At 70.9% G+C, this 13,715-nt stretch carries 12 protein-coding genes; 7 read left to right on the top strand and 5 right to left on the bottom strand.

Going from position 1 to position 13,715, the window contains the following annotated elements; all coding sequences use genetic code 11:
- The first annotated feature begins 13 nt into the window (after window positions 1-13).
- Complete coding sequence (locus tag ACIQAC_RS23020) at window positions 14-1,954, top strand: RiPP maturation radical SAM C-methyltransferase (RefSeq protein WP_402193762.1); 1,941 nt, start codon at window positions 14-16, stop codon at window positions 1,952-1,954.
- Window positions 1,951-2,598, top strand: coding sequence for a DUF5825 family protein (locus tag ACIQAC_RS23015; RefSeq protein WP_402193761.1), 648 nt, complete (start codon window positions 1,951-1,953; stop codon window positions 2,596-2,598). The genes ACIQAC_RS23020 and ACIQAC_RS23015 overlap by 4 nt, the downstream gene beginning before the upstream one ends.
- Here the strand turns inward: ACIQAC_RS23015 and ACIQAC_RS23010 are convergent.
- Together ACIQAC_RS23010 and ACIQAC_RS23005 are read right to left on the bottom strand one after the other, a co-directional pair.
- Window positions 2,563-3,330: a Stf0 family sulfotransferase gene (locus tag ACIQAC_RS23010; RefSeq protein ID WP_402193760.1), complete on the bottom strand. Its 768-nt coding sequence runs from the start codon at window positions 3,328-3,330 to the stop codon at window positions 2,563-2,565. The genes ACIQAC_RS23015 and ACIQAC_RS23010 overlap by 36 nt on opposite strands.
- A 221-nt stretch (window positions 3,331-3,551) precedes the next feature.
- Entirely contained in the window at window positions 3,552-4,400 is an 849-nt protein-coding gene (locus ACIQAC_RS23005; RefSeq protein ID WP_402193759.1) for a helix-turn-helix transcriptional regulator, read from the bottom strand.
- Between the two features lie 329 nt (window positions 4,401-4,729).
- Here ACIQAC_RS23005 and ACIQAC_RS23000 point away from each other — a divergent pair, with 329 nt between their 5' ends.
- From ACIQAC_RS23000 to ACIQAC_RS22985, 4 genes are all read left to right on the top strand, one after another.
- Window positions 4,730-6,178 (top strand): aldehyde dehydrogenase family protein, encoded by a 1,449-nt coding sequence (locus ACIQAC_RS23000; protein WP_402193758.1) that lies wholly within the window; start codon window positions 4,730-4,732, stop codon window positions 6,176-6,178.
- 53 nt (window positions 6,179-6,231) lie between these two features.
- A complete protein-coding gene (locus ACIQAC_RS22995; protein WP_402193756.1) occupies window positions 6,232-6,588 on the top strand; it encodes a nuclear transport factor 2 family protein in 357 nt (118 codons plus the stop codon).
- 143 nt (window positions 6,589-6,731) lie between these two features.
- A complete protein-coding gene (locus ACIQAC_RS22990) occupies window positions 6,732-7,697 on the top strand; it encodes an alpha/beta hydrolase (RefSeq protein ID WP_402193754.1) in 966 nt (321 codons plus the stop codon).
- Between the two features lie 99 nt (window positions 7,698-7,796).
- On the top strand, window positions 7,797-8,729 hold the full coding sequence (locus tag ACIQAC_RS22985; protein WP_402193752.1) for an oxidoreductase: 933 nt from the start codon (window positions 7,797-7,799) through the stop codon (window positions 8,727-8,729).
- A gap of 28 nt (window positions 8,730-8,757) precedes the next feature.
- Here ACIQAC_RS22985 and ACIQAC_RS22980 read toward each other — a convergent pair whose 3' ends face one another.
- Entirely contained in the window at window positions 8,758-9,162 is a 405-nt protein-coding gene (locus ACIQAC_RS22980; RefSeq protein ID WP_402193750.1) for a PPOX class F420-dependent oxidoreductase, read from the bottom strand.
- A 411-nt stretch (window positions 9,163-9,573) separates the two neighbouring features.
- The gene (locus ACIQAC_RS22975) at window positions 9,574-10,185 is read right to left on the bottom strand and encodes a TetR/AcrR family transcriptional regulator (protein ID WP_402193749.1); all 612 of its coding nucleotides are present in this window, start codon (window positions 10,183-10,185) and stop codon (window positions 9,574-9,576) included.
- 136 nt (window positions 10,186-10,321) lie between these two features.
- Between ACIQAC_RS22975 and ACIQAC_RS22970 the strand changes: the two genes are divergently transcribed.
- A complete protein-coding gene (locus tag ACIQAC_RS22970; protein WP_402193747.1) occupies window positions 10,322-11,821 on the top strand; it encodes a DHA2 family efflux MFS transporter permease subunit in 1,500 nt (499 codons plus the stop codon).
- A gap of 249 nt (window positions 11,822-12,070) precedes the next feature.
- Here ACIQAC_RS22970 and ACIQAC_RS22965 read toward each other — a convergent pair whose 3' ends face one another.
- Window positions 12,071-13,480, bottom strand: a complete 1,410-nt coding sequence (locus tag ACIQAC_RS22965; RefSeq protein WP_402193746.1) for an MFS transporter — start codon at window positions 13,478-13,480, stop codon at window positions 12,071-12,073.
- Window positions 13,481-13,715: the final 235 nt, after the last annotated feature.

Below are 13,715 nucleotides of genomic sequence, written 5' to 3'. Positions count from 1 at the left end.
GAGAGGAACCGCCTTGCACATCGTGTTGGTGGACATGCCGTGGTCGTCGCTCGACGCGCCGTCCCTGGCCCTCGGCATCCTCAAACGCCGCATCCTCGACGTCTTCCCCGACGGCACCGCCGACGTCGAGGTGGTGCACGCCAACCTCGACTTCGCCGACTGGGTGTCGGCACGTACGGAATACGGCTTCGAGGAGTACGAGTTCTGCTCGACCTCGTACTTCTCCGGGCACAGCGAGTGGATCTTCTCGGCCGCGCTCAACGGTCAACCCCGCTGGCGGGTCGCCGAGTTCACGGAGCACTTCGGCGAGAAGATGCCGGAGCACATGCTGGCGAAGGCGCGCGAACTCCACGAACTCGCGCCGCTGTTCGTCCGGGAGACAGCCGCCAAGATCGCCGCCACCGCACCGGACGTGGTCGGGTTCACCACCACGTTCGCGCAGAACGCGGCGGCCCTCGCGGCGGCCCGCGTGGTCAAGGAACTCGCACCCGGCACCACCACCGTCTTCGGCGGCGCCAACTGCGACGGCCCGCAGGGCGCCGCGCTGCACCGCAACTTCCCCCAGGTCGACTTCGTGGTACGCGGCGAAGGCGAGATCGCGTTCCCCCGGCTGCTCGCCGCACTCCGCGACGGCGACGCCGGCGACCTGGCCACCATCCCCGGCCTGTGCCGCCGCGACCTGGACGGCAGGTCCGTGGCACATCCCATGAACGCCGCCCCGCTGCCCCCTGGCGCACTGGTCAGCCCCGACTACGGCGACTACTTCGAGCGGCACGCGCGGTCCACCGCGGGCGGCTGGGTGGAGCCGCGGCTGGTGGTGGAGAGCTCACGCGGCTGCTGGTGGGGCGAGAAGCACCACTGCACCTTCTGCGGCCTCAACGGCTCGTTCATGGAGTTCCGCAGCAAGGACCCACGGCGGTTCGTGGACGAGATCCTGGGCCTGGTCGAGCGCCACCGCGTGCTCGACGTCTGGGTCACCGACAACATCCTCGACATGGCGTACCTCAACTCCATGGCCCCGCTCCTCCAGGAGAGCGGATACGACCTCCGGCTGTGCTACGAGATCAAGTCGAACCTGCGGCGCGAGCAGCTGGCGACCCTGTACGCGGCCGGAATCAGCTATGTGCAGCCCGGCGTGGAGAGCCTCAGCAGCCGAGTGCTGAAGCTGATGGACAAGGGAGTGACCGGCTGCCAGAACGTACGACTGCTGCGGGACGCGGAGACCGTCGGCGTCAACCTCAGCTGGAACTACCTCTACGGCTTCCCCGGCGAGACCGAGCAGGACTACGACGAGATCATCGACCAGCTGCCCGCGCTGCACCATCTGGGACCGCCGGCCGGCTCCACCCGCCTGAAGGTCGAGCGGTTCAGCCCCTACTTCGACCGGCCGGAGCTGGGCTTCGGCGAACTGCGCCCCGCCTCGCACTACCACCACATCTACGACCTGCCGGAGGACGAACTCGCGGACCTGGTGTACATCTTCGACTCACCGAACCGGGGCATCGCCGACGGCTGCCGGGACCGGCTGCGCACGGCCGTCGCCGACTGGACGCGGGCATATCCGCGCACCCGCCTGACCCACTGCGACCTGGGCGGGCACATCGTCCTGGTCGACACCAGGCCGGGCTTCTCCTGGCGGCTTCTCGACCTGACCGACCCGTTCGAAGTGACGGTGTTCCGACTGCTCGACACACCGCACAGCGTGGCGGCGCTGGCGCGCAAGGCGGCTGCCGGGGAGTCGGCCGGCGAGGTGACGGAGGAGCGCGTCACCGACCTGCTGGCGCGCTGGACCACCCTCGGCCTGGTCTTCGCCGAGGGCGGCCAGTACGTACAGGTCGCACCCGCGGTGGCCAACCAGGACCTGCTGCGGCTCGACGGCGCCGGACTGGGCGGGGACGACTCCTCGCTCGTACCCGCCCTGGCGGTCCCGGCCGCGGTGGGAGACAGCCGGTGACGCCGGAACTGACGCTGTGGAAGGACCGCGACCCGGCGGCCATGCGCCTGCCGGGTATCCACCACGGCACCCTCGACCGGCCGCCGGACGATCCGGTGGACGCCGTCGCGCAACTCGCCTCCGCCGGCGTCCAGTTCGTCCAGGTGCACGAGCCCGTGGACCTCGCCGACCCGGACGGTGCGTCCGCGGTCGCCGTCCTCCTCCTCGTCCGCGAACTCACCGGTCACGGCATCGCGGTGGACTGGACACTGCGTATGGCCGACCCGGCCCAGTGGCTCGCGCTGAGTCATCTGCATCCCCCGGCTGCCATCCACCGGGACTCCACCGGAGCGGCGAACGAAGACCATGTGGTCACCGCGTGGCGCGACTCGTTCCACATCGCGAAGTGCGGCTACCGCCGCGGCCCCGGTTTCCTGGAGATCCGCGACCACCGCTGGGGCTCCTTCCGGCGTCTGGTCGTCAACGCCCCCCGGAGCACGGGTTTCCAGGGGCTGCTGGACGGCGTCCCGGCGGTCGCGTCGGCGTCGACGGAGCGGGTCCTGGAGCGTCACCTGCGCGAGAACCTGGTCCATCGCGCAGGGCGCTACCTCTGGTGGACGCCGTACCGCCTACGCCGCTGGCCGCTCAGCACGACGATCCCGTAGGAACCTCTCGACCCACTGTTCCGTCAACCCGTCGGCCTGACGCCTGATCCCCGGAGCCGGCACCGATGCGGGCGCGCCGACACCGAGGAAGTCGAGGCAGCCCAGCAGGCCTGCCCGGTAGTCCGCGACCAGGTCCTCGTAGACGACGACATGCGGGGCGATGCCGTGCCGGCCGAAGTAGTCCTCCCAGGCCGACGTCTCCCGGTCGAGCAGCCGCAGATGCCGGCGGACGTCCTCATAGCTGTACCGCGGAGCGGCACGCGTCCTCCCCTCCGGCAGAAAGGTCCCGTCCAGGATCCAGACGCCGGTCTGCTCGGCCATGGTGTACGACACGGCCTGCCGCAGCCGGTCCCTGCGTTGGATCCAGATGTACCGGGGCCCCTGGAGGAGGTCGTACGGATCGACCTCCAGGCTCCTGAGGTGCCCCGCGGAGATCCGCAGCCCGAACACACCGTTGGGGCTGGTCCGCCACGTCATCAGCTGCCGTACGTAGCCCGCCGCCAGCTCCTGCGGATCACCGGAGTCGAAGTCCCACCGCTCCAGGTAGTCCAGCACGAACGCGTCGGCGAGGTAGTGCTCGGCGAAGCCGGCCGACCCGGTGTGCCACAGGGCGCGGGCGAGCATGTTGCTGCCGCACCGGGGGGTCGACGCGACCACGTAACGGACCGGCGGCAGACCGGTGAAGGGCGGGAAGTCGAACTCCGGTCCATTGGTCCGATAGCACAGCACCATGGAGACACCTTCGCACCCGGCACCAATGGCTGTCATGGCTCAGTCGCGTTGGGCGCGCAACGAGGCCGTCATGGGCCGGCATGGGCCGGTACCACGGCGAGTACTCCATCGACACGTTCAGCCACTCCGAGGGAGTCCTCGACAAGCCGGTCGGCTGAACAGCCCCCGGCTCATCGCCCACTGTTCCCCGCACGCCCCGGGCCCGGCCCGATCCGGCGTGGTCAGTCGCCGCTCCGCTGCACGCCGTTCGGTCGGCCGGCGGCGTGCAGGGATCCCAGGAGCGCGAGGGCGTCCGCGTTGGTGCTTCCGGTCTCGGCGGTGCCGACCAGCAGGTACTGGCCGGAGGCGGCCTGCACGTCGAACGCCTGGTAGGTGAGGGTGATCCGGCCGACGTCCGGATGGTCGAAGACCTTGGTCTTGCGGCCCAGGCCGCTGACACTGAGGTCCTGCCACATGGCGGCGAACTCGGGGCTGTCGGCCTGGAGTTCTCGTACCAGCGCGGCGATCTCGGGATCGTGGCGTTCCCGTCCCGCGGCCAGGCGCAGTGCCTCGACGGAGTCGCGGGCGACGGTCTGCCAGTCGGCGAACAGCTCGCGGGCCGCCGGATCCCGGAAGAGGGAACGGACCATACGGCGCGGGTCGGCCAGCGGCGAGAGCAGGGCGTCGGCCAGGGAGTTGGAGGCGAGGATCTCCAGCCGGTGGTTGACGACGTAGGCCACGGCGGTGGGAAAGGCGTCCATCAACTGGAGCAGGGCCGGGTGCACGGGCTCCTGCAAGGCGGCGGGTGACGATCCCGGCAGCAGGCCGGCGAGCCGGTAGGCGTGCCAGCGTGCGTCGTTTCCCAGCCGAAGGGCTTTTGCGATGGCGTCGATGACCTGGGGGGAGGGGTTGGTCTCCCGCCCCTGTTCGAGCCGCGCGTAGTAGTCGGCGCTGACCCCGGCCAGGACGGCGACCTCCTCGCGCCGCAGGCCGGCGACACGGCGCATGCCGGACGTGGCCATTCCCACGTCTGCGGGACTCACCCGAGCACGGTGTGCGCGGAGGAACTCGCCCAGCTCGTGGTCGCTCATTCCCGCATCGTACGCCGCCTCCCCGGCCGCCTGGTCGTGCCCGAGAAGCGAGGAAGGTCCGGATGGCCGCGGTGGCTCCGGGACCGTCCCGGCCGCCTCCGGAAGGGCTCGGACGCTCGTTCCTGGGTGCGGCACTCCTAGGCGGACACGGCCTTCCTGGTCGGTGCCGAGCGACCCACAGTCGGTGGTGTGCCTTCTCTCTGCGACCGCGGACGTCAGAGGGCCTGACATCAGGGTGGATCCGACGGCCTGATCCGCATCGGGCGGCGCCGTCGTCCGCAAGCCACCGGGACCTGTGGCCGTACCGATCACCACACCAGGAGACTTCGATGACCACCGGCTTCACCATGACGATCGCGGGCAAGGCGATGGCGGGAGCGACCGAGTACGACGTGCTCGACCCGGCGGACGAGACCGTCGCGGGACGGGCGCCGGTCTGCTCGCCCGAGCAGCTCGACCAGGCCGTGGCAGCGGCACGGGCGGCTTTTCCCGGCTGGTCGGGGACTCCGTTCGAGGAGCGCCGCAAGCTCGTCCTGGCGGTCGCCGATGCCGTGGAGGCACAGCTCGAACCGCTGAAGCGGCTCCTCACCCGGGAGCAGGGCAAGAGCTTGGACGACGCCGCCGGGGAGATCCTCGGATTCGGGTACTGGCTGCGCGGGACGGCCGCGCTGTCGCTCCCGGAGACGGTCAACGAGGACAGCGGGGAGCGGCTGTCCGTCACCCGGCGGATCCCGCTGGGCGTCGTCGGCGCGATCGTGCCGTGGAACTACCCACTGGGCAACGCCGGGTTCAAGATCGCTCCGGCCCTGCTCGCGGGAAACACCATGGTGTGGAAGCCGTCGCCGTTCACCCCACTGGTCACGTTGCGGGTCGGCGAGATCCTGCGTGACGTACTGCCGCCCGGAGTGCTCAACGTCGTGTCGGGCGACGCCGCGCTCGGGCCGCGGATGACCGGCCACCCCGGCATCGACATGATCAGCTACACCGGCTCCACCCGGACCGGCCGCCAGGTCATGGCCGGCGCCGCGCCCACGCTGACCCGCGTGACCCTGGAGCTGGGGGGCAACGACCCCGCCATCGTTCTTCCGGACGTCGACGTCCCGGCCGTGGCCGAGAAGCTGTTCTGGGGGGCCTTCGCCAACAGCGGCCAGGTCTGTCTCGCGATCAAGCGTCTCTACATCCACCGTGACGTCTACGAGCCCCTGAAGCGGGCCCTGGCCGCCTGTGCCGCCACGGTGCGCAGCGGTCCCGGTACGGAGCCGGGCGTACGCCTGGGCCCGGTCCAGAACCGCCCGCAGTACGACCGGGTCCTCGATCTTCTGCACGACTCCCGGGCGAGCGGTCACACCTTCGCCGCCGGCGGCCTGCCGCAGCCCCGCGACCAGGAGCGGCCCGGCTACTTCGTACCCGTGACACTCGTGGACAACCCGCCGGAGGACTCACGCATCGTCCAGGAGGAGCAGTTCGGCCCGGTCCTGCCGCTGCTCAGGTTCGACGACGTCGAGGACGCCGTCACCCGGGCCAACGCGGGCGAGTACGGACTCGGCGCGTCCGTCTGGTCGGCCGACCCGGAAGCGGCCCTCGCCGTCGGACGCCGCCTGGAGGCCGGCACCGTGTGGATCAACGAGGTCCAGCACCTCACCCCGGACGTCACCTTCGCGGGTCACAAACAGTCCGGCCTCGGCTCGGAGGGCGGGCCCGAGGGACTGCTGGAGTTCACGACGCCACGGACCATCACGCTACGCCGGTCCGATGCCGCCTCGACGACCACGGCCTGAACCCCGGTCACAGCACCAACCCCGAACCGACGACACCGAAGAGGGAGCCGACCGTGCCCACGAAACGGCAAGTGGAGGACTGGGTGGCCGCCTACCTGCGGGCCTGGCACAGCAACGCGCCGACGGACATCGCGGCCCTGTTCGCGTCCGACGCCGAGTACCACGAGTGGCCCTACGAGACCCACTGGATCGGCCGCGAGGCGATCGTGGCGGGCTGGCGGAGCCGGGAGGAGTGGCAGCAGGGCGGCTGGGACTTCGACTGGACCCTCCTCATGCTCAACGGAGACACGGCGGCCATCGGCGGCACCGGCGTCTACAAGAAGCTCGGCACTTTCGCCAACCTGTGGACCGTGACCTTTGACGAGCGGGCGAAGTGCACGGTGTTCCGCATGTGGAACAACCAGGTCTGACCCGGGCGAGGCCCATCACGGCGGGTCGCCGTCGGCTGCCCCTCGCTCCGCCGGCACGAGGCGCGCGCATCCCGCGATCGGGCCGTCTGCGGAAATATGGTGAATGGTGTTAACCTCGATGGAGAGTCAAGGATGCACCGGCCGTGCCGCGTGCACTTTCAATGCAACATCGAGGAGTGGAAATGGAATCGTCGACTGGAACACAAAGGGCGGTACGCACCGAGCGAGTGACGTTCACCTCGTCCGGCACAAACCTGGTGGGGAAACTCTTCCTGCCGCCGACGGCGAAGACCTCGGGACGACTTCCGGCACTCGTCGTGACCGGTGCGTGGGGCACGGTCAAGGAACAGATGTCCGCCGGTTACGCCCGCGAAATGGCCGCCCGCGGTTACATCGCGCTCACGTTCGACTTCCGCAGCTGGGGGGAGAGCGACGGGCGTCCCAGGTCCATGGAGGATCCCTTCGCCAAGGCGGAGGACATCGTGGCCGCGGCGCAGTATCTGGGGACCCGCCCGGACGTCGACGCGCGTGCGATCGGCGGCCTCGGTATCTGTGCCAGCAGCGCCTACATGGCCACGGCCGCGACCAGGACCGACCTCATCAGCTCGCTCGCCCTCGTCGCGCCGGCGCTGCCGAGCCGCTCGACCGTCGCCGAGCACACGGGTGGCGGCGAGGGCGTCGCAGCTCTCCGGAAAGCTGCGGGCGAGGCCGAGGACGAGTATCGGCGGAGCGGAAAGGAAGCGCTCGGTCCCGTGGTGGAGCAGACCCCGGAGAATTCCGTTCCCGGCGCCGACTACTACACCAATCCCGACCGCGGGATGATCCCCGAGTGGGACAACACGTTCAATGCCATGTCATGGGGAAAGTGGCTGGAGTACGACGCCCAGGCTTCGGCGGATCACCTCACGCAGCCGCTCCTGCTGGTGCACAGCGACGCGGCGGCGAGCCCGGAGAGTGTCCGTGAATTCGCCACGAAGGTTCCGCGGGAAGTCGAACAGCTCTGGCTCGACGGCGTAACTCAGTTCGACTTCTACGACCGGCCCGGCCCGATGAAGACCGCGTCCGACGCCGCGGCCCGGCATTTCGCCGGCACCATGAAGGGCGCGTGAGCCCCCTCCGTGCACCATGTGAGAGGCCGCTGGAAAGCGGAGAGTGGCTCCGTTACGTTCCGGGAAATCACACCCGCGCCGACGTACTCCGGAGAACCCATGCCCTCGCCCCGCTGGACCACCGCCGACATACCCGATCAGGACGGCCGGGTCGTCGTCGTGACGGGAGCCAACTCCGGAATCGGCTACGAGACGGCCAGGGCCCTGGCCGTGCGCGGCGCCACGGTGGTACTCGCGGTCCGTGACGTCGCCCGGGGCGCGGCCGTACGCGACCGGATCACCGCGGAGCACCCCGGTGCACGGGCGCTGGTGCAGTCGCTCGACCTAGGTTCCCTGGACTCGGTCCGGGCCGCGGCGCACGTGCTGCGCGACGAGTACTCCCGAATCGATCTGCTCATCAACAACGCCGGGGTCATGCACGCACCCCGGGGGACGACGCAGGACGGTTTCGAGCAGCACTTCGGCGTGAATCACCTCGGGCACTTCGCGCTGACCGGCCTGCTGCTCGACCGCATGGTCGACGTGCCGGGTGCGCGCGTGGTGACCGTCAGCAGCGCGGACCACCGCAGGCGTGGGCCCATGCCGCTGGACGACGTCGCGCAGCGGACCCGAGGCTACGACGGGGGCACGGCCTACTCCCACTCGAAGCTGGCCAACCTCCTGTTCACCTACGAACTCCAGCGTCGGCTCGCCGGTCGGAAGTGCCAGGCCCTCGCCGCGCACCCCGGGGGTGCCGACACCGAGGGTTCGCGGGTCGCGGTCGGCGCGTTCGGCCCTGTCGGCCGGGTCGCCTTCAGGCTCATCGCCCGTCCGCTCCTCATACAGACCGCCGAGCGCGGTGCCTGGCCGACGGTCCGTGCGGCCACCGATCCGGCGGCCGAAGGAGGGCAGTACTACGGACCCGACGGCTTCCTGGAGAGCTCCGGCCGTCCCAAGGTCGTCCGGTCGAGCGATGCGTCGTACGACACACAGCTCCAGCGCCGCCTGTGGGATCTCTCGGAGAAGCTCACCGGGGTCGCTTTCCCGCTGTAGGCCGCGCGTTCCCGTACGTGTGGCCCCCTCAGGAGGCGGTCACTGCCACGGCGACCAGCGGGCGCCTGCGGCGGGTCACGCGGTCGGCGAGCCGGACCAGGCGGTACATGAGGAAACGCCGGACCATCAGGGCCTCGACCCGCCGGGTTCCCGCCTCGTCGAGCAGCCGGGCCGTCCCCTCCACGGCAGTCGCGTCGGCGGGGACGGCTCCCTGCATGGAGCACGGCTCGACGAGAACCCGTCCGCCGTTGCGGATGCGCTTGACCTTTCCGCTGTCGGGCGGGGTGAGCACATACAGCGTGCCGTCGTGGACGAGGCAGCCCACGGGCGTGGGCACGGGCGCCCCCGTTTTCCGGAACGTGGTCAGGTTGACGTACTTGCCCCGGCCAATGCGCTCCAGAGCCTGGTCGAAATCTACGGGTGTGGTAGTCATTGCGGCTCCCGGTCCATCTCTATGGTGAATTACCTTCACCTCATGGTTAAGAGTATTCACCATGAGACCGGGCCGTGCAAAGTCGACGGTGACGGGGTGCCGGGCCGGCAGGGTTGATGCCGTCACCTCGGCGAGGTCGCGCCGGCGTCACGCCGCGCGCAGGCCCGGCCGCGCAGTGGCACCGATCATTTCCCCGGGCGCCAGTCACTCGCGTCACCCCTGGGCTCGGGCCGGGCAACCCGCTCCAGGCCCCCGGGCGGGGAGTGCGCGGTCCCGCGCGTGGTCGCCGTCCGGCGAAGGGTCGCCCTGCGGAGACGTATGGCTCGACGCGAGGTCGCCACCCCGAGGGGGTCTGCTGGACCAGCGCGAGGGGGTGCCGTCCGGTAGCGGGTCGCCGGACGGCCACTCGATTCAGTTCGCCGAAGTTCGGACCTGTCCGATGACTGCTCGCGCGGTCTCCCTCGCGCGCTCCTCGGCGGATGCCAGCGGCTCGGGCTCGGCGCCGAGTATCCCCTGTTGGAGGAAGACCGCCTCGCCGTGCGCGGCGGCGGCCACGCGGACGATCAGATCGAACGCGGCCGACTCGTCGCCCGCGATCGCGCGGGCGGCCGGCATGAGCAGGTCGCGCAGGGCTGTCCCCGCCTCGACGAGTTCGGGGTGGCGCTTGGCGTCGACACCGATCCCGAAGGCGATGTCGAAGAGCGCCTTCTCCTGCGCCGCGAAGCGCACGTACGCCGCGGCGAAGGCGCTCAGCCCCGCCTCCGGGTCCGGCGCGGAGTCGAGGGCCGCCCCGAAGAGGGCGTGCTGGACCCGGAAGGCGCGCGCCGCGAGCGAGGCGAGCAGGGCGTCCCGGTCGGCGAAGTGCTTGTAGGGAGCCGAGGGGCTCACCCCGGCTCGCCGGCATGCCTCGGCAAGCGTGAACCCGTGCGGCCCCCGCTCGCTGACCAGCTCCAGGGCCGCCTGTTCCAGGGCGTTTCGGAGATCGCCGTGATGCTGGCCGGAACGGCGTCGCTTGACAGTCATGGCGCCAAGGTTAACACTCTTCACTAGTGGAGGTGAATGGTATTCACCTCGCTTGGTCCCGGGGACCGACCGCCTCCCACCAGGCCCGATCCGTACCACGGGGGCCTTCCTCAACCGCAATCTGGAGCACGCCGCCATGACCACAGCCACGTACACCCCCGATCCCGGCGTGGAGCACCCGCCCGGAGCCCCGGGCGGATCCGCACGCCGCTGGTGGGTCCTGATCGTCATCGCCCTCGCGCAGTTGATGGTCGTCCTGGACGCCACCATCGTGAACATCGCGCTGCCCTCGGCCCAGCGGGACCTCGGGTTCTCCGACGGCAGCCGCCAGTGGGTGGTCACCGCCTACGCCCTCGCGTTCGGCAGCCTGCTGCTGCTCGGTGGCCGGCTCGCCGACCTCTTCGGTCGCAAGGCCGTCTTCCTCGCCGGCGTCGTCGGCTTCGCGGGGGCCTCCGCGCTCGCCGGCGCCGCCCAGAACTTCGAACTCCTCGTTGTGGGCCGTGTGTTGCAGGGCCTCTTCGGCGCCCTGCTCGCCCCGGCCGCCCTCGCCCTGCTCAACGACACGTTCACCGAGGCCAAGGAGAGGGCGCGCGCGTTCGGCGTCTTCGGCGCCATCGGGGGAGCGGGCGGTGGTGTGGGACTGCTGCTCGGCGGTCTGCTCACCGAGCACCTGAGCTGGCGCTGGACCCTGTACGTCAACCTCGGTTTCGCCGTGCTCGCGCTGATCGGTGGCGTGGTCCTGCTCACCGGCGGAGCCCCCGCCCGGCGCCCCAGGCTCGACCTGCCCGGTGCCCTGCTCGCCTCGGCCGGACTCTTCGGACTGGTCTACGGCTTCTCCAACGCCGAGCGGCACGACTGGTCCTCGCCGCAGACCTGGGGCTTCCTGACCGCCGCGGTCGCCGTGCTCGGCGTCTTCACCTGGTGGCAGACGCGTACGCCCCATCCTCTGCTGCCGCTGCGGGTCCTCGCGGACCGGAACCGTGGTGCGTCCTTCCTGATGGTCGCGATCTCCAGCGCCGGCATGTTCGGGGTGTTCCTCTTCCTGACCTACTACCTCCAGTCCTCCCTCGGCTTCACACCGGTGAGGACGGGCGTGGCGTTCCTGCCGATGATCGGCATCCTGATGGTCGTCGCCCAGCTCTCGATCACCGTCCTCGTGCCCAGGATCGGCCCCAAGGCCGTCATCCCCGTCGGCATGGGGATGGCCGCCCTGGGCCTGGCCTGGCTGACCGCCCTCGACCTGGACAGCACGTACGCCGCGAACGTGCTGCCGCCGCTGCTCGTCCTGGGCGCCGGCCTCGGTCTGGTGATGCCGCCGGCGATGAGCCTGGCCATCTCCGGCATCGGCAGCGAGGACGCGGGCGCGGGCAGCGCCGCGATCAACACCATGCAGCAGGTCGGCGGCGCGATAGGCACGGCCCTGCTCAACACCCTTGCCGCCGGCGCGGCCGGCGCCTATCTCGCCGACCACCGGCCCACCGCCGCGAACGTGGCCCAGGCCCAGTTGGAGAGCTACTCGACCGCCTACTGGTGGTCCGCCGGGCTGTTCGCCGCCGGTGCCGTGATCGCGGCGCTCATGTTCCGCCGCGGGCGGCCCGACGCCACGCCGGAGGGAACCACGGTCGTCCACATGTGACGGCCCCTCGACTCCGGGCGGCAGGGCGTGACCGCCCGGAAGACCGGTCGTGGACCGTGCGGTGGTGACGGCCGGCGGTCCACGACCGGCACACCGGCCGCAAGACGACAGCGACGAAGGGAGGTGGCCGTGGCGCAGTCCACGCGGGCCGACGGACACGCGTCCACGCAACTCCGCCCGGTACGGGGCGTGCCCGTGCCCGGACATGCCGTCGCGGCCCGTCGCCCGCCGCCGTCCGCCCACCCTCGCTCAGCCGACCCGGTCCGCGCCACGATCCACCATGGCCCCCGGAACGCGGGAGGCCGTCCGGCCGAGAAGCAGTGGTCCCAGCGCGGCAGCCGCCAGCAGACAGGCGAGGGCGGCGCCGAGGAAGACGCCGTTGAGTACCCCGTAGGACGGAGCGGGCGCACCGCCGGCGGCAGCCGCCACCACCGCGCTCGCGGTCGACGTCCCCAGCGAGCGCATCAGGGCGTTGAGACCGCTCGCCGACGCCGCCTCCGACGCGGGACTGAGAGCCAGCACCAGCGACGGCAGCGCCCCGAACGCGAGCGACGCGCCTGCCGACACGGCCAGCGAGGCCGTGAGGATCCACCCGAGGCCCGGTCCGGGCAGGGTGCGTGCCGCGTAGCTGACGCCCATGCAGAGCGCACCCGAGCAGAAGGCCACCTCGGGGCCGTACCGGCGGACGAGGTGCGCGGCGAGGGGCGCGGCCAGCCCGAAGGCGAGCGAACCCGGTGCGAGCAGCAGCCCCGTGGCGGTGGCATCGAGGCCGTGTCCGTACCCCGTCGAAGGCGCGGCCTGGAGCAGTTGGGTGGTGACGAGCGGGTCGGTGAACATGCCGAACCCCGCCAGGGCCGCGGCGCCGTTGACGAGGAGCAGCGCAGGCCGCCCGGCCAGGCGTACATCCACGAGGGGCCGGGGCGCGCGCAGTTCGACCGGCAGCCACACCGCGAGCAGCACCGCCCCGGCCGCCGCGCATCCGGCCGTGGCGGCCGAAGTCCAGCCCCAGGTGCCGCCCTTGGTGAGGGCGAGCAGCAGGGCGACGAGCGCGGCCGACAGCAGGATCGCGCCCCGGTGATCGAAGGTTCCGCCGCTGCGCAGGTCCGAGCGGGGTACGGCCGCGAGGACCAGGCAGAAGACCACGGCCGCCGCGCCACCGGTGATCCAGAACAGCGCGCGCCAACCCGGGCCCTGTGCCACGAGCCCGGCCAACGGGAGTCCCAGTCCGCCGCCCATGGCCAGCGTCGCGCCGAGCAGGGCGATGCCCGACGGGACGCGGGCGGGCGGGAGTTCGTCGCGCATCACCGCGATGCCGACCGGGATCAGGACCACGCCGACACCCTGCATGGCCCGGGCGGCGACGGCTTCCGCGACCCCGTGGCTCAGTGCGCCGAGCAGGGAGCCGGCGATCGAGATCGCCAGGCAGGACAGCAGGATCTGCCGCTTGCCGTACATGTCCGCGAGCCGCGAGGCGACCGGAGTCGCCACCGCCCCGGCGAGCAGGGTGGCCGTCACCAGCCACGACACCGTCGCCGGGGAGGTCCCCAACTCCCGTGGCAGATTGGGCAGGACCGGTACCAGCAGCGTGCCCTGAAGGGCGGTGACTGTGCCGCCGAGGCACAGGGCGACCACCAGCACACGCGCACGAAGCCCCGTCACAGGCTCCTTCCCCACTGTCTCCACCATGCCTCCCGGGCATCACGTCGTGCCGGCGCCGACCAGGGGCGATCACCATGTGAAAGATTTCTCCGTCGAATTCGAGTGAGCCCGCGGATCACGTTCTGCATATCGATCAGAACAGCAGACACGGGAGATGGTCAATGGGTTTCACCTCGCGTGGTGAAGACCGTTGACATCGCTGTTCAGTTCATTAAGGTGAAGAGGCATTACCACG

The sequence above is a fragment of the Streptomyces sp. NPDC088387 genome, assembly GCF_044753385.1.
Classification (GTDB): Bacteria; Actinomycetota; Actinomycetes; order Streptomycetales; family Streptomycetaceae; genus Streptomyces.
This window is presented reverse-complemented; position numbering and strand designations above follow the sequence as displayed.